We start from the raw sequence: 16,721 nt of genomic DNA on the forward strand, positions 1-16,721 counted from the left end.
TGGCTGACCGCAACGGAGGATTTGCCGAGCAACTGATGTGCCCCACACCGTGAACCTAATACCGTAAACAATAAGCCTCTGAATGATTGCTGAACAGACATTTACAGAACAATACCTTCGGGTAAGGGCACATTCTGAAACCATTTGCAAAGGGCTTGAAACAGAAGACTATGTTGTACAGCCCGTTGTTGATGTTAGTCCGCCTAAATGGCATCTGGGGCATACAACCTGGTTCTGGGAAACATTTATTCTAGTCCCAAACGCACCCGGTTATCGTACATTTCACGATGATTTCAGCTATGTATTTAATAGCTACTACGAAACCGTTGGGAAGCGGGTACTGCGAACAGATCGGGGTAATCTGAGCCGCCCGACGGTGTCAGGCGTATATGCCTATCGTGCTTATGTAGATGAGCACATGAGCCACTTCTTAAACACCACCAATCTGCCTCCCGACCTTCAGGCACTCATTGTGTTGGGTCTGAATCACGAGCAGCAACATCAGGAGTTGCTCATTACTGATATAAAGTACATTCTGGGCAATAATCCGTTGTTGCCAGCTATTGAGATGCCCATTTTTGAGCATCAAGTGCAAACGCTCAACCCGTCAATTGTAGTTAGGGAAGGCGTCTATTGGGTTGGTTATCCCTCATCTTCGAGTCTAGCAGACAACCCTGAATCGTTCTGCTTCGATAATGAACTGGGCCGACATAAGGTCTATCTGAACGAAACTACGCTGGCTGGAAATTTGGTCACAAATGGGGAATACCTGGAGTTTATTAAAGCCGGTGCTTATCAGAACTTTCGACACTGGCTGTCGGATGGGTGGGCATGGGTGAACATCAACACTATTAAGGCTCCTTTATACTGGCATCAGATTGATGGCGAGTGGTGGAATTATACATTTGGTGGACTCCAACCCGTCGACCTAGCTGCTCCCGTTTGCCATATTAGCTACTACGAAGCAGATGCCTACGCTCGCTGGCGGGGTATGCGACTGCCCACCGAATTTGAATGGGAAGTTGCCGCCGTGGACTCGGCCGCCGTGGATTCGGCCGCCGGTCAACTTAATTGGGGGACGCGTTGGGAGTGGACAAATTCGGCTTATCTGCCCTATCCAGGGTTTACAACAGCTGAAGGTGCTGTGGGCGAATACAATGGTAAATTCATGAGCGGACAAATGGTGCTACGGGGTGCTTCGGTGGCTACTCCCGAAGGGCATTCGAGACCTACGTATCGTAATTTTTTTCAACCAGACAAACGATGGCAATACACGGGAATACGCCTGGCGAAATGAGCTTGGTGCAGGACGCATGGAGGTTTGAGCAGGGGGCGGGGAGCGAGGAGCAGGGCATGGACCTGGAGTCAGCCGTTATTGATCTTGATACCCTGACCCCTGCTCCGAGCACCTCGCCCCTCGCGGACGAAGTGCGTATGGGTTTACAGACAACGCCGAAACGATTGTCATCCCGGTTTTTCTATGATGCCGAAGGAAGTCGGTTATTTCAGGAAATTATGCACGCACCGGAATACTACCTGACCCGGTCGGAGTATGAAATTCTGGATACATATAAGGAGGATTTTCTCAAGCAGTTTACGCCCGATGGTCGCCCGTTTGAACTGGTTGAACTGGGTGCGGGCGATGGCCTGAAAACCAAGATTTTGCTTAGTTTTTTTGCCGATAAAAACGCCGACTTTACCTATGCGCCGGTTGATATATCTGTTGATGCGCTTGAGGATTTAGTGGTCGATGTACGTCAAAAATGGCCGGATTTGCGACTTAATCCCCGGCACGATGATTATTTCAATGCGCTGCAACAGTTGTCCGAAGAATCGGATGCTAGGCGGGTTGTTTTATTCCTGGGATCGAATATTGGCAACTTTACCCCCGATGCTGCCCTTGATTTTTATCAGCAACTTCATGATCGGCTACAACCCGGCGATCTGGTGCTAACGGGCTTCGATTTACAGAAACACCCGGCCATTATTCATGCCGCCTACAACGACCAGCAGGGGCTGACCCGCGCCTTCAATTTGAATCTGCTCCGTCGGATCAACCGGGAGCTCGATGCCGATTTCAATTTGTCGGCTTTTGATCATTACGAAGTCTATAACCCCGAAACGGGAGAGGCCCGCTCGTATTTGGTTAGTCAGAAAGCCCAGACCGTTCAGATTGGTGCATTGGATATGAAGGTATCATTCGAGTACGGAGAAATCATTCATACTGAGATTTCCCGGAAGTTCACGCGGGCGCAGATTGAAAATCTGGCTCAGCAGGCAGGGTTTTCGCTAATTGGCTGGTTCACGGATAGCAACGGTTATTTTGCCGATGTTGTGTTTGAACGGTGAGAAGGGTTAACGCAAAGACGCAAAGGGAAGCGCAAAGCTCGCAATGAAAACTACTTCGCGACCTTTGCGTTTTATATTTTCTCTTGTTGCAATCCCAACCGAATGGCCTGTTCAACGGGTGAATAGTTACCATCGGCCCGCTCCAGTTGGAGGGGTTCGGCCGGAAGAAGTGGTGGCTGCGCCATAAATCGGGGATTTGTGCCCTGATGAGGCTGGGCGGCATGAATTAAAAACGGGTGGCATAGATACACGGTGCCTGCTTTTCCGGTTGCCAAACTAACTGGGCGATCAAGTGATGGTCCGAATTTTTCGGCTAACTCGATAAAGGATAAACCAGCTTCACCGGCTGGTTCCAGAAGTTTGGGAACATCCAGATGCGAGCCTACTAAAATTCGGGTGGGCGCATCCAGAACATCAACATCAGAAAACAAAAAGAGCATCAATAAGGCCCGGCCAGTTGAGTTTACATTTAATCGCCACGAACCGTCGGGGCCTGCAAAACTAGCTTCGGCATGCCATCCGGTATCACCCGGATCATCGGGACTCGGGAAACGAATTGGAAACGTACCCAGGCTGTTGCGCGCTTCCCAACGACCAGTACCAACCAACTGATCGTAGGCAGAGATCAACCTGGGTGTGTTAGCGGCTAGGCGGAAGGGTTCCTGATCATAGCCCCCCAGCCGAATAACGGGTTGTGTCCATGTAGATGGATCCTCTGGGTCACACCCTGTGTCTGCCCACAAAATGGCCCGGCCTTCCTGCGCCAATTCTTCCGAAAAAGCCTCGTCGATTCGAACAAAGCCATTCTGAATAAATTCCTGGATCTGGGTATTATCAAGGGTTTTAGTCATACACGAGTTTACTTTAAGATCGATTAAGAAACAAGCCCAACCAATTATGGTCGGGCTTGAACAAGATCATTGTATATTATGTGGTAAATGTGGGCTCTGTTGAACTATTTCAACAAAAGTCTAAACAGCTTCTATATTAAAACGTTATTGTACAGATAGTGCCAGATACGCTTAACGAAAAATTGAGGTTAGTTATATGCATAGGATAATCAAGACTATACTGATCCATATAAACATTGGGCGAGTTTCTTTGCTCAAGAACAGCTGTACCGCCTGAGGTATATTGACCTGGTGTACTATTATAATAGTAGCTTCGATGTTGACAGGGGCCATACAAACTATAGCCGCTTTCACAATTTACATCAAATGTGCCATTGACATGCCAATTGTCACTGTATACGGATCCATTAAATAAACCTCCCCAGAAATATGTTCTAATATTCATTTCTTCGTGCGTTCTATAACCATTAAATGTTTGTTGATCCGTTTGTGGGTCATAAGTGTATTCAGGATTATTCCACGCAACAGTCCATAATGCCATTTTTTGATGGATTCCAGCAGGATTAGTAGATTCAGTTTCACATTCTTCATAAAACTGTGTTCTCGAATCCCTGGCTCTAGCATCATGTAGTACAAAATTATTCATAGCAACATTTATGCGATCAGAAGTAGATGTTTTTGTGGCTGACTTTATTTTCTCCAAATCGTTAGAGGAGAACTTTTTGCCAACGTACATTACTTTGGTATACATATCAGTAAACTGCATTAAATAGCCACCTACTTTCAATAGTCCATCTTTATTAATAACGCTATTCTGAGCTTTATCAGCCGTAGGGGACTTTATCCAGAAAGAGCGACCATATTCATCAAAAAGAAAAGATGATTTATTCTCTAATACAAATTTTGAATGTAATAGACTTGGATCCTTTAAAACCCCATTGGCATTAGTGGCTTGATCGTTGGTTAAATTCTCAATAAATTTTTTATCCTCAGAAATAGCTAAATCATAGAAACTACGAACAGATATATAATTTAGATTTTTTTCCCACTTGTTCATTTCTTCTTCTGTCATCGTTTTCAGAGCATTTAACTGCTCTTTGTAAACTTTAGAATTTGGAAATTCTAAGAATACACCATTGTTGACTACACCATCTGCGTTCTTTTGAAGTTGACTTACTTCAAAAGATTCTTTGCATGATAATGATACAAGCATTAAAATAACAACCAGCCAGCCAGTTGTGGAAATTGATAGACTTTTCATTGTTTGTTAGTTGTTAAAAGGTTGAACTTTTATTATATAAATAATATGGATGTTGTCTGAATATGAAATTATTTATTTTAATAGTTATATTTATTTATTATTCGGTTCTGAGCAAAAACCAAAACTCAAATCTTAAAATAATAAACCGCTACAAATTGCAACAGCCCAACCAGTTACGGTCGGGCTTGTTTGCATAGTTTAGGTTAAGAAAAAGATAGATTGGGTTATTGTTTATCCCACCACACGTGGGTGTCCAGATTATCAGGGCCTTGCCGGGTAACGGCTTCCTGACGGTTAGCCGTGTTAACCGATTGCTCAGAATCTGGATAGGATAAGCGGTAGATGAAATTTCCCTTGATTTCCTTGCCCGGGTATGGGTTCGGTGTCAGGGCAGGGAAGCCGCTCCGCCGGAAATTAGCGAATACTTCCGGTCCATTCAGGAAAGAGGCAATCCAATACTGTGTATTGATCAACTCGTAGCCTTTAGCAGCATCATATGGATTTTTCTGGAGATAAGCCGCAATGTTTGCGTCGGAAACCAGCGATGTAGCATCGTAATCGCCCAGTTGTTTCATGTGCGCTGTAACACCTGCATTATAAAAATCAGCCGCGTTACCAGTAGTCCAGCCTCGTTGAGCGGCTTCAGCCAGGAGCAGTTGAGTTTGTGCATAGGTCACTAAGTAACAGGGCGCAAACTGACTGCCCATCCGGGTCCGATCTAGTTGCGAGTAACCATAAAATTCACGAGTACCAATATCAATCACTGCGCGATCAGCAATAGTACCATTATCGTAACCCATGGGCATACCAATTTGCACCGCAGGGTCGCGGTTGGCTTTGGCCGCCGTTTGTTCAGGCCCACTTTTCGCACCTACATAACGTACGGCAATGGATGCGAGTCGAGGATCGGAGGTTGACTTCAGGTAATTGACAAATGTACTAGTTAGGTAGTAGTTGGCCGCTTCCGTTGAATTGAGCGTTGCCCCCACACCATTCGTATAGTTGGCGTTATTTTTAACCAGCGCATTGTCGGCATTTGACTGTTGTAGCCCGCCGGCAACTGCTTTCTGCACGGTCGATTGTGCCAACGTCGGATTTACTTTCGACAGGCGCATACCCACACGAAGCAGGAGCGAATTGCCGAATTTTTTCCATTTAGCAACATCGCCCCCATAGGTGATTTCACCGGCTTCCGTAGGCTTGCTAGCATCCAGCGCAGTCGTTGCCTCAGTTAGTTCTTTGATCAGATCATTATAAATACTCTCTTGGGTATCATATTTGGGCACAACGTTTGCTGAAATATACCCTAGACCTGCCTGAGAATACGGTATGTCACCATAGGTATCTGTGAGTACAGAGAATGTATAGGCCTTCCAGATGCGGGCCATATTATAAAGATTAGCCCGGTTAGCATCTGATTTGGTTTGATTGACTACATCGACCAGATACCGAACCACATTCTGGTAATACTGCCGCCAGATAGCACCATTAACACCTGAGGGGCCGCGATTATCGATGTTGAAATTGCCACCGGCCACGATCCCTGAGTTTGGCGTAAACATCTGCTGAACGGTGGGCTCCTCAAAGGTCAATATACCGCCAGGGAAAGAGGTGCCAACCATGGCGTTGTTGAACGTAAAAACTGGATTAAGCGTTGTGGCTGCCGTTGGGTTGACGTTTAGTTCATCGAACCCTTTGTCGCAACTGCTCGTGGTCAGGAGCAAGGCCGCTAGTGGTATATATAAGAATGTCTTTTTCATTTTTGGAGTGTTTGTCGTTTACGGTTTTCAGTTTACTGTATTCAGTTGACTGATGCATTTTTGTTTTTGCGTCAGCCAACTGAATACAGTAAACTGAAAACCGTAAACCTATTTTAAAATTTCACATTCAGGTTAAAGCCTACGCTGCGAGTGGTTGGTAAACCTGTTGATTCCAGACCAACCAGGTTATCCGAACTGAAGCCGAATTGTTCGGGGTCGATGTTTGGTACCCATTTCTTCAGAATAGCCACGTTGTTAGCCACAGCACTCAACCGAACACCTTTGATGAATAAGGTTTTAGGGAGCAATTTGGTGAAGTCATACCCCAGGCTGATCTGACGCAGTTTCCACAAGCCAGCGTCGTACACCACTTGTTCGCCAAGGCTCTTGGAGCGGCCCACCGAATAGTAATCCTGAACAAATGCCCGGACGGCATTTACTTCGCCTTTTTCGTTCACACCAGGCCCAACCATTTTGTTGTCTGCCTCGCCCCGCCCTACTAACGTTTCTTTTTGCAAGCCATGTCGGAAGGCATTCAGGTTGGTACCTGAAATCATTTTACCACCCAGTTTAAAGTCGATCAATACCGATAAACTTAACCCTTTGTAGTTGAATCCATTGGTAATACCACCCACAAAGCGGGGCAGTGCAGAACCGAATGAAATAGGCGCATCGGTCCGGACAGGAAGACCATCTGTTCCGTTGATGAGCTGTCCTTGTGCATTACGCTTATAGCCATAGGTATATAACTGACCCAATTGCTGACCTACCACCTGCCGTAATTCACCAACATAAATCCCTGTACCAACTACGATTTGCTCAGCTTGCTTGTCGTTATTGTAGTCTTTTCCTGGAGTACCATCGTCATCGGTTATCAGTCGGAGTAGCTTGGTTTGGTTGTACGAACCGTTCAAGGTTACATCCCAGGAGAAATCTTTCGTCTTTACGGGCGACAGATTCAGCAACACCTCGATACCCTGGTTGCGGCTCTGTCCACTGTTGATGAGTGAACTTGTATAACCCGACGCATCAGACGATTGCTTCGCAACGATCTGGTCGCTGGTGATCTTGTTATAAACAGCTATATCCAGGCCAACGCGGTTATTGAATAGTTTCAACTCCAGACCTAATTCGGTTTCCGCTACACGACTTGGTTTCAGCGTAGCGCTGGGCACCGTATTCGAGGTAATGTAGCCTAATGGCTGCCCTTGGCCAGCTGGATTTGGGAAGAGGTTGGCATTAACCGCATAGAACAGGTTGTTCGAGTAGGGGGCTACGTCACCATCGCTACCTACTTCGGCATAAGCTGCCCGCAACTTACCGAAGTTCAACCAGGAAGGTAAGTTATTAAAGGCTTGCGAAAAGACGAAGCTACCCGTTAACGATGGGTACAGAATGCTTCGGTTGGCTGGGGCTAACGTCGAGAACCAGTCATTTCGGACTGTTCCGTTCAAATACAGGAAGTCCTTATAGGAAAATTCAGCTGCGGCATAAAGTGAGTTAACTTTGCGTTCGCTCAGACCATAGGTTGGGTCTTTTACCCGTCCGTTTTGCGGAACATACAAACCCCGAACCACGAAGTCGGTAGCCAGAACACTGTTCAGATCACTCCGACGGTAGAGTTGGTTTCCTCCTAAAGTAAGGTCAACACCAAATACCCCAAACTTATGGTTGGCTCCAATCAGGAAGTCCGTATTGACTTCGCGGAATCGGCGGGCTTCCTGCACGTACGCACCGTTCACAAAACCAGCCGGGGCAGCAGCCAGGGAAGCCTGACCCGTTGGGAAGTTATAATCCTGATCCCTTGACCAGTAATCCTGGCCTACCCGGCCCTGAACATACAGCCAGTCCGTCACGTTATAACGGGCTGAAATATTTCCAAACAGACGATCCCTACGGATGTTCTCGAATTTATTGTTGAGCACAAAGTATGGATTCGTTCGGTTCATAAACCGCGAATAGATGAACTCGTTACCAGTAGCCGGATTGATTTGGTTCGCTTCCAGTACATCTAATGGCATGGAGTTCGCCAGCGTGTAAATAACGGTAGGTGTACTGTTGTCCTGCTGAGCAATTTGGGGTGGGTTTTTGTTGTACTCATTGGAGTAGTTCATCGTTCCCGTAACCGTTAGTCTAGCCGACAGATTGTAGGTAAAGCCCAGATTAATGGTTTTACGATTAAATGAGTTATTGCGGGTAATCCCTTTGTTGTCCAGGTTTGAGATTGACAGGTTAAGTCCGCCTTTTTCGTTCCCCGTTGACACCGCGATGGAGTTAGTCATGGTGGACCCATCACGATAGAATGTGTTGATCCGGTTCCGAACGGGCGCATAAGGTACCGTCACTCCGCCAAATAACACTTGGGTCTGTCCCGCAAACTTTTCGCCAAAGCTCCATACACCCGAGGTTGGGTTAGGCGCCGTAGGTCGAACGCCGTATTCTCCCTGACCATATTCGTACTGGTAATCCGTGTAATCCAGCGGGTGGTCATTTGTGTAGTTCATATTGTACGTTACACCAATCCCCTGACCGGTACCCTTGGTTTTGGTCGTAATCAGGATAGCACCATCTTTAGCACGGGAGCCGTAAAGAGCTGCGGCCGTACCGCCTTTCAAAACGGTCATTCCTTCAATATCATCCGGGTTAATTGATGACAGGCCATCGCCACCATCGGAGTAGTTCCGGTCGCGGCTGGCAACAGAATTATCGCTACCGTTGTTGCCGTTATTCTGTCCAAAGTTCGTGTTATCTACAGGAACACCGTTGATAACAATGAGCGGGGTGTTCTGGCCCGAGAACGACGACTGCCCCCGGATACGGATTTTGCTGGAACCAGCCGCACCCGTGCCAAGACTACTAATGTTGACCCCCGCAATTTTGCCCTGAAGCGCATTGATAAAGTTAACCGACCGGTTGGTAGTAACCTGTTCGGGGTTTACAATAGCGGTGGCATACCCTAAGCGTTTTGCTTCTTTTTTGATACCCAGAGCCGTTACAACCACTTCTCCCAGGCTTTGTTCAGCCTCTTGAAGAGTAACCGTCAATTGCGTTTGATTGCCAATGGCCAATGTTTGACCCGCGAAGCCAATGGAACTGAAAACCAGCGTAACATTCGGTGCAACATTCAGCGAGAAGCTACCATTCCCATCGGTAGTGGTACCCAACTGCGTGTCTTTGACCAGAATATTGACGCCCGGAATAGGCTGCTGGTCTTTACTTGACAAAACGCGGCCCGTTACCCGGCGATCCTGCGCCTGAGCCACATGTGTGATCAGGAAGGCAGCCCAGAGGAAAAAGCAACAGGCCCTAACCTTCATTCGTAAATTGTGTTTCATTATAGATCAAGGTTTGTTTTAAATTCTCGTATCTGAAAAAGCCAAAAAAATCTTTTTTTAATTATTATCGTTCTAAAGTGTGAATATGACACTTTCTACTATCCATTTTAGAATCAGCTTAAAAAAATTTGGAATACTGAAAAACCATAATCACCTTTGTCCATCAATCTAAAGGGGTATATCATGCTGTTTTAGTTAAACGCTTGATTGCTAGGTGCCTTAAAGGATAAAGCCTTGTGGCGAAAAAACAGATTGTAGCGATCAGTAACGCCTACTGTCGAGAATAAAAAGTTTTTTTTAGAATTAATTGGGCTTGAACGATAGGTAGAACTACTTGTTCACCCAAATTTTGCAGCAAACATTCGTTTGCTTTTCATTATCAAGTTTACTATACTAATTCTATATAGTAAATAGTTTAATTTGGAATTAGACCAACAACCTATGGCAATGGTACTCACCGAACAACCAGTTTCCAATCAATTAGCGGGAACACTGACCGCTGATCAACGGGCTTTTTTCGAGAAAAACGGCTTTTTGCATATCAAAAACTTTGTGAGTCGTGATGTCGTACAGCTTTTTCTACAGGAGTTGCAGCGCGTTGAAGCGAACTGGCTGGCGGAGAAGGTGGATAAGATCAATGGAACTCCCCTGAAATTCGGCCGAGATGAAAATGGGCAAACGATTGTACAGCGGTTTGCCTTCACCTCGTTGTTTAGTCCCATTCTGAGTGAATTTCTGCAGGATGATCGACTACAGGCATTAACGGCACTCCTACAACCCTACGATGGCCGCATTAACGAAATCGAGAAAGACGGTCTGGTGGTCAATCACTATGTACGCACACCCGAGAGTAATTTCTCGCGCATGGGCTGGCATACCGATAGCCCGCGCGATTTATTCCTGGGGCATCGCATCCGTCCTATGCTGAATGTAGGATTGCATCTGGATGATTGCCCAAAGAGCAATGGTGGCCTGCGCGTGTTGCCTGGCACGCATAAGCAAAATACACTGATGACTTTGTTTCGTAAGCGTCAGTTTATCGACCACCGTCCCGATCCGCGCGAAGTTGGTTTCGATATTGAAGCGGGTGATCTGACCATTCATAACGGTAGCCTGTGGCATCGGGTGGAACAGTCGCCTAAACTGGGCGCTGAAAGCCGTCGTCGGGTTATGTATATTCCCATTATCACGGGCGATTACCAGCCAAAAAGTGCATCCAGCAAAACGCCTTTCTACCATCGTTTTGCTGCTAGAATCCAGAACTGAGATACCCATGCAGTTGAATTGGCTTGCTTTTGCGGTTCCTCTATTTCTGCTCCTTATGGGTGCGGAATACCTTGTTGCAAAAGCGCAGAAGAAAAACTATTTCCAGTTTAATAACGCTGTTGCGAACCTCAATGTGGGTATTGCCGAGCGGCTGTTGGATAGTTTCACGGTTGGGCTGTTTTATTTCGTGTATGACTACCTGCATCGCCACTATGCACTTCTCGATATTCGGGCGAATGCATGGGGCTGGATTGGCCTGTTCATTGCAACGGACTTTGTCTGGTATTGGTATCACCGGCTGGCGCACGAAATAAACGTGCTCTGGGCCGTTCATGTGGTTCATCATCAGAGTGAAGATTTCAATTATACGGTTTCGGCCCGGATTACGGTGTTTCAGGCCATTGTCCGCACAGGCTTCTGGTCAATATTGCCCGTCATTGGCTTTCCGGCGGAGATGATTACAACGGTTCTTCTAATTCACGGGCTATATCCATTTTTTATCCACACCCGCACTATCGGTAAATTGGGCTGGCTTGAGTATGTGTTGGTAACACCTTCGCACCACCGGGTGCATCATGCCAGCAACCCCGAATACCTGGATAAAAACTACGGTGATGTGCTTATCATCTGGGATAAACTATTTGGCACGTTTATGGAAGAGCAGACAGAGCCGGTGTATGGATTGACTAAACAACTGAACAGCCATAGTTTTTTATGGCAGCATTTTCATGGACTTCTCGAAGTATTGGTAGCGGCTAGGCGGCAAACTGGCTGGTCAGGAAAACTACGTGTGCTGTTTGGCCGACCTGATTCGGTCGATCCTGGTATACGGGATGAGTTGGAACGTCGGTTTTTATCCGCTGATGCGGCCAGCCGTACCGTCGTACATACGAAAAGCCGCCGGTTTAAAGGCTACGTGATCGGACAGATGGCGGGCACGTTGCTGATTCTGTTCGGCTTTCTGCTGATCGAATCGTACGTACCGGGCTATCTTCAGTTTTTGACAGCCTTATTCATTCTGCTTACGTTAGTCAATTGTGGTGCCTTACTCGAACAGCGGCAATGGGTTTTATACCTTGAAATTGGGCGAGTGATGGTGCTTTGGCTGGCTTTATATAGTGTGTTAGGTTATCCCATGCTCCTAGTGTTGGGCTATATCGGCGCCCTGTCGCTCTGGGCATACTTCTCAGGTATTCAAAAACGGTATTTTCAATTGGTATACGGTTCCTCACTATGAAACGCACGGATTCTTCTATCGGCCCTCTGAACATCTACTCGGGCAGTTTTTTCGGACTGTGGTTACTAGCTATGCTGACCTCGGTAGGCTGGCGGGTTTCGGACGGCCCATCCTACAAAGCACAACTAGAGGAGTGGCATCAGAAGCGGGTGAAATCACTCAAAAGCGAATCGGGCTGGCTGAATGTAGCGGGCCTGTACTGGCTTAAGGAAGGAGCGAATAAGGTAGGTAGCGATATGGGTAATGACATTACGTTTCCATCGGGAAAGACACCCGAACAAGTAGGCACCTTTCAGCTTACAAATGGAACGGTATTCTTCACGCCCGCGCCGGGAGCCGCTGTACTCGCCGACCGATTAGGCCAGTCAACCGATGGCTCTTCTGTAAAGCCAGAACCATTGCTTACGACAGAAACGATCTTTTCGCCGGAAAGCAAAAAGCCGGTAACTCTGCAACATGGGTCACTTCGTTGGTTCATTATTAAACGAGGTAATAAATACGGGGTTCGTCTGCGTGATCTGGAAAGCCCGGCCCTGAACGAATTTCATGGAATAGACCGCTTTCCGGTAGATGAAACCTGGCGACTTAAAGCCCGGCTGGAAGTGCCATCGGAGCCCAAAACTATTCCCATCATGGATGTGATTGGACAGTTGTCGCAATACCCACTGGCCGGGACACTCGTTTTTGAGCGAGGAGGAAAAACCTACCGCCTGGATGCCGCTGGTGAAGGGGAGAAGCTGTTTATTTTATTTGGTGATCCCACCAATACCCACGATACCTATGGGGCAGGCCGCTTCCTGTATGCCGATAAAGCGGGTCCCGATGGCACAACCACGCTCGATTTCAATCAGGCCATCAACCCGCCCTGTGCTTTCACAACATTTGCTACCTGCCCACTGCCACCCAAGCAGAATAAACTGGCTCTGGCCGTTACAGCGGGTGAAAAACGCTACGGGGACCACTGAGTATATGCAGCCTAATCTCGACTCTAATGGAGCGGACTTCTTTCATAGTCTGGCCTACCAGGATCAGTTAAACCTGATCTGGCAACGGGGCATTCTACTCGAAGCCCGGAGAATTCCCGGTTTTTGGCTGCATTTAGTTGCCGTCAATACCTTTTTTGTGGAGATGTGGATTTGTCAGCGGCAGTACAGTGTTAACTTGGTGCGCGTTCTGACTGATACAAACGAACTTGAGCCCTATATTGACAAATTATCGCTAAGCGATCTGTTATAAATAGGTTGTCATTGATAGCCATTTGCGCTAAATCGCTTTACTATCAATGACCAGGGATGACCACCAATGACCAAGAATGACAATTAATGACCAACCATCTACCTACGCTGTCCAGCCTTGCGTCGAAACTGCCTAACGTAGGCACGACGATTTTTACGGTTATGTCGAAACTGGCGACCGAAACTGGTGCCATTAACCTGTCGCAGGGGTTTCCGGGCTTCGATTGCTCTCCCAAACTGGTGTCGCTGGTTGAACAGTATTTGCGGAAAGGCTTTAATCAATACGCGCCCATGACGGGCGTTCCGGCTTTGCGGGAAGCACTGGCCCGGAAAACGGCTGATCAGTATGGGGTTAGTTACGATCCCGAAACCGAAATTACGATTACATCCGGCGCCACCGAAGCCATCTTTGCCGCTGTAACGGCGGTGGTTCGACCGGGGGATGAAGTGCTGGTGTTTGAACCCGCTTATGATAGTTACGTACCCGCCATCGACCTAAATGGGGGCGTACCTGTGTATGTCACGCTGACTCCGCCCGATTATGGGATTGACTGGCAGGTGGTGCGTGAGAAGATTACGGATAAAACCCGACTGATTCTGGTTAATACGCCCCACAATCCCACCGGCCATGTCTGGACAACGGATGACCTAACGCAACTGGCCAATCTCGTTCGAGACCGCGATATCTGGATCGTGAGTGATGAGGTGTATGAACACATCCTTTTTGATAGTCGGGTGCATAATTCACTTATGACGCATCCTGAACTTCGGGAGCGGACATTTATCATCGGGTCGTTTGGGAAGACATTTCATATTACGGGCTGGAAGATAGGTTACTGCCTGGCCCCGAACGAGTTGAGTGTTGAATTTCGGAAGATTCACCAATATTTAACGTTCAGCACCGTTACACCAATCCAATACGCGCTGGCCGATTACCTGAAAGACCCGGATCACTATCGTCAGTTGCCGGATTTCTACCAGCGCAAGCGTGATTTGTTCCTGGCTGGCCTGCATGGCTCCCGATTTACGTTCAAACCAGCGGAGGGAAGTTTCTTCCAGACCGTGTCCTATGCTGCCATTACCGATGAGCCGGATTATGACCTGGCCATCCGGCTAACCAGAGAAATTGGCGTCGCGTCGATTCCGGTTTCGGTGTTTTACAATCAGAAAAACGATTATAAAATCCTGCGGTTCTGCTTCGCTAAAGATGATGCCATTCTGGAAGAAGCCGCCCAGCGATTGAGCAACTTGTAAAGACCCAAACAGACTCGAAGTCGTTGTTGACGCTTAGCTCTACTGAGTGCCCTGTATCCAAAAGCCCTCTGCCCGATTTTAGGGTGGTCAATTGATGTTCAGTCTGAGTTTTGATAAAGAAACACGGGCCGGAGGCCCCTAAAGAATAACAGACACTTGGCAGAGACAAGCGTCAACGATGGACTAACGTTTAACTCTATGCCCCGCATTTCACCCCTTCCGTACAACGAAGCAACGCCCGATGTTCAGGCTGCTTTCGATGCCCACGTTACTGATTATCCTGGTAGCCGCATCACGAATATGAAAGCCACCCTGGGCAGGTCGTTGCTTTCGTTTCAAGTGTATATGCAATGGTATCCATTGTATGAGCAGGTAAAAGGCATTTTGGGCGACCGGCTGGCGTATTTGTACGCACATGCTATTTCGGAAGGATCGAATTGCCCGCTTTGCACAACGTTTTTTCGCCGGATCATCATCGACAATGGCGAGCGTCCCGAAGATCTGCAACTGACGGCCCATGAGCAGGCTGTCATTGATTTTGGGAGTGCCATTGCCCTGCATAAAGGTGAGGTTTCTGATGCGGTTTACGCACCCATCAGCGAGCGCTACACCGATGCCGAAATTGTGGTGCTGGTCGCATTTGCGGGGCAGATGATTGCCACCAATGTTTTTAACAACGTACTGGACGTAAAAATCGACGAATACCTGTATCCTTATCTTCCGTTAACTCAACCGCAAACCAATCCCTAGCTGATGGCTGATTTACAAGGTAAAGTGGCGTTTATTACCGGAGCTGCCCACGGGCAGGGTAGAGCTGTGGCGCTGGCTTTAGCGCAGGAAGGAACGCATATTGTGGCCTTCGATCTGGCCAAGCCACTAGCATACCCTGGCTACGCACTTGGCTCCGAAAGTGAACTGGAGTCACTGAAACGGGAGGTAGAGGCTTTTGGTGTTTCGTGTTTACCGGTTCAGGGTGATGTTCGGCGTGATGCGGATATACAACCGGCTGTTGACACGGCTGTTGCCGAATTCGGTCGGATCGACATTTTGTTTAACAACGCCGGTATCTGTGCGTACGGGCTGGTTCATGAGTTGCCCGAGGAGGAATGGGACGCCATGATCGACATCAACCTGAAGGGTGCCTGGCTGGTGGCTAAGCGTGTAATCCCGGTCATGATGGCGCAAAAATCGGGTGTGATCATTAACAACTCATCCATTGCCGGTTTGCGGGGAATGAATCGACTGAGTCACTACGCGGCTTCGAAATGGGGGCTGGTCGGCCTGACCAAATCCTGGGCAATTGAACTGGCTCCCTACAATATCCGTGTCAACTCAATCCATCCAACGGGCGTCAACACGCCTATGAACGACGGATTGGCCGAGTTGGAGGGCACCACGACCCAGGAAATTGCCGAACGCTCGGCGGGTAACCTGCTGCCCGTTCCTTGGGTGGAGCCGGAAGATGTGTCGGCTATGGTCTTGTTTCTGGTATCCGATAAGTCCCGGTACGTAACGGGCTCCCAGTTTGTGCTGGATGCCGGTTTGCTGACCAGGTGAATGTTTAGGCTGGCACGGGTAAATACCCGCGTCAGCTCATATCATCGGTAACAATGGGAATTGCCCCATCAAAACAGTCTGAATATCAGTGGCAGGCAGGTTGAGCCATTGCTGTAAAACGGTTGCATAAACAGACCGAAAATCGTGCTGCATAGCTATGTTATCATTGGCTGTTGCGCTGGTTGGTAGCTGTGGATTTGTGCCAATGATACCTGCTTTCACCCCATTGCCGAAATAGAATATCGGGGCCGCTGCGCCGTGGTCGGTGCCGCCACTGGCATTGGATTTGATCCGTCGGCCAAACTCGGAGAAGGTCATACCCATCACCCGGTCGGCAGCATTTAACCCTTTCAGATCGTCCATAAACGCACCAAGTGCTTCGGATACCCGTCGGAGTAGTTGAGCGTGGTTACCTGTTGTGGTATCGTCGGGCTCGGCCTGTTTGGCATGGGTGTCAAAACTGCCGGTGCTCACCAGGTATACTTTTGTGCGGAGCCCACCCGCTACGAGCCGGGCTACAATTCTGAGCTGGTCGGCAAGGGGGTTTTTGCCCGGAGCCGGGTACTTATCTGATTGTCTGGTGATGCTTTGGGCCGCTTTCTTGATCACAAGTCGG

General features: G+C 48.0%; 14 protein-coding genes. 9 read left to right on the forward strand and 5 right to left on the reverse strand.

Annotated features, from left to right (window positions below; genetic code table 11):
* Positions 1-82 precede the first annotated feature (82 nt).
* Complete coding sequence (gene egtB / locus ACYVGO_RS07805) at positions 83-1,297, forward strand: ergothioneine biosynthesis protein EgtB (protein WP_460968782.1); 1,215 nt, start codon at positions 83-85, stop codon at positions 1,295-1,297.
* Positions 1,264-2,349 (forward strand): L-histidine N(alpha)-methyltransferase, encoded by a 1,086-nt coding sequence (gene egtD / locus ACYVGO_RS07810; protein ID WP_460968784.1) that lies wholly within the window; start codon positions 1,264-1,266, stop codon positions 2,347-2,349. The genes egtB and egtD overlap by 34 nt, the downstream gene beginning before the upstream one ends.
* Positions 2,350-2,420: 71 nt before the next feature.
* On the opposite strand, the gene ACYVGO_RS07815 is transcribed toward egtD, so the two are convergent.
* From ACYVGO_RS07815 to ACYVGO_RS07830, 4 genes are all read right to left on the reverse strand, one after another.
* On the reverse strand, positions 2,421-3,200 hold the full coding sequence (locus ACYVGO_RS07815) for a phytanoyl-CoA dioxygenase family protein (RefSeq protein WP_460968785.1): 780 nt from the start codon (positions 3,198-3,200) through the stop codon (positions 2,421-2,423).
* Between the two features lie 136 nt (positions 3,201-3,336).
* Complete coding sequence (locus ACYVGO_RS07820) at positions 3,337-4,461, reverse strand: hypothetical protein (RefSeq protein ID WP_460968786.1); 1,125 nt, start codon at positions 4,459-4,461, stop codon at positions 3,337-3,339.
* Positions 4,462-4,685: 224 nt separating this feature from the next.
* A complete protein-coding gene (locus tag ACYVGO_RS07825; protein ID WP_142775814.1) occupies positions 4,686-6,221 on the reverse strand; it encodes a SusD/RagB family nutrient-binding outer membrane lipoprotein in 1,536 nt (511 codons plus the stop codon).
* A gap of 113 nt (positions 6,222-6,334) precedes the next feature.
* Entirely contained in the window at positions 6,335-9,556 is a 3,222-nt protein-coding gene (locus ACYVGO_RS07830; protein WP_142775813.1) for a SusC/RagA family TonB-linked outer membrane protein, read from the reverse strand.
* A gap of 441 nt (positions 9,557-9,997) precedes the next feature.
* On the opposite strand from ACYVGO_RS07830, the gene ACYVGO_RS07835 reads away from it, so the two are divergent.
* The 7 genes from ACYVGO_RS07835 (at position 9,998) to ACYVGO_RS07865 (ending at position 16,105) form a co-directional block, all read left to right on the forward strand.
* Positions 9,998-10,822, forward strand: coding sequence for a phytanoyl-CoA dioxygenase family protein (locus ACYVGO_RS07835; RefSeq protein ID WP_460968789.1), 825 nt, complete (start codon positions 9,998-10,000; stop codon positions 10,820-10,822).
* 7 nt (positions 10,823-10,829) lie between these two features.
* Positions 10,830-12,059 carry a sterol desaturase family protein gene (locus tag ACYVGO_RS07840; RefSeq protein ID WP_460968790.1) on the forward strand — a complete coding sequence of 410 codons (1,230 nt, stop codon included), beginning with the start codon at positions 10,830-10,832 and terminating at the stop codon, positions 12,057-12,059.
* Positions 12,056-13,024, forward strand: a complete 969-nt coding sequence (locus ACYVGO_RS07845) for a DUF1684 domain-containing protein (RefSeq protein ID WP_460968791.1) — start codon at positions 12,056-12,058, stop codon at positions 13,022-13,024. Before ACYVGO_RS07840 ends, ACYVGO_RS07845 begins: the two co-directional genes overlap by 4 nt.
* A 4-nt stretch (positions 13,025-13,028) precedes the next feature.
* Positions 13,029-13,295: a hypothetical protein gene (locus ACYVGO_RS07850; RefSeq protein WP_460968792.1), complete on the forward strand. Its 267-nt coding sequence runs from the start codon at positions 13,029-13,031 to the stop codon at positions 13,293-13,295.
* 86 nt (positions 13,296-13,381) lie between these two features.
* Complete coding sequence (locus tag ACYVGO_RS07855) at positions 13,382-14,548, forward strand: methionine aminotransferase (protein ID WP_460968793.1); 1,167 nt, start codon at positions 13,382-13,384, stop codon at positions 14,546-14,548.
* A gap of 198 nt (positions 14,549-14,746) precedes the next feature.
* Positions 14,747-15,298 carry a carboxymuconolactone decarboxylase family protein gene (locus tag ACYVGO_RS07860; protein WP_460968794.1) on the forward strand — a complete coding sequence of 184 codons (552 nt, stop codon included), beginning with the start codon at positions 14,747-14,749 and terminating at the stop codon, positions 15,296-15,298.
* 3 nt (positions 15,299-15,301) lie between these two features.
* Positions 15,302-16,105 (forward strand): mycofactocin-coupled SDR family oxidoreductase, encoded by an 804-nt coding sequence (locus ACYVGO_RS07865; protein ID WP_142775806.1) that lies wholly within the window; start codon positions 15,302-15,304, stop codon positions 16,103-16,105.
* Between the two features lie 36 nt (positions 16,106-16,141).
* Here the strand turns inward: ACYVGO_RS07865 and ACYVGO_RS07870 are convergent.
* On the reverse strand, positions 16,142-16,721 hold a 580-nt coding region (locus tag ACYVGO_RS07870; protein ID WP_460968795.1), incomplete at its 5' end, for a DUF1501 domain-containing protein.

The organism is Spirosoma migulaei, from assembly GCF_054776855.1.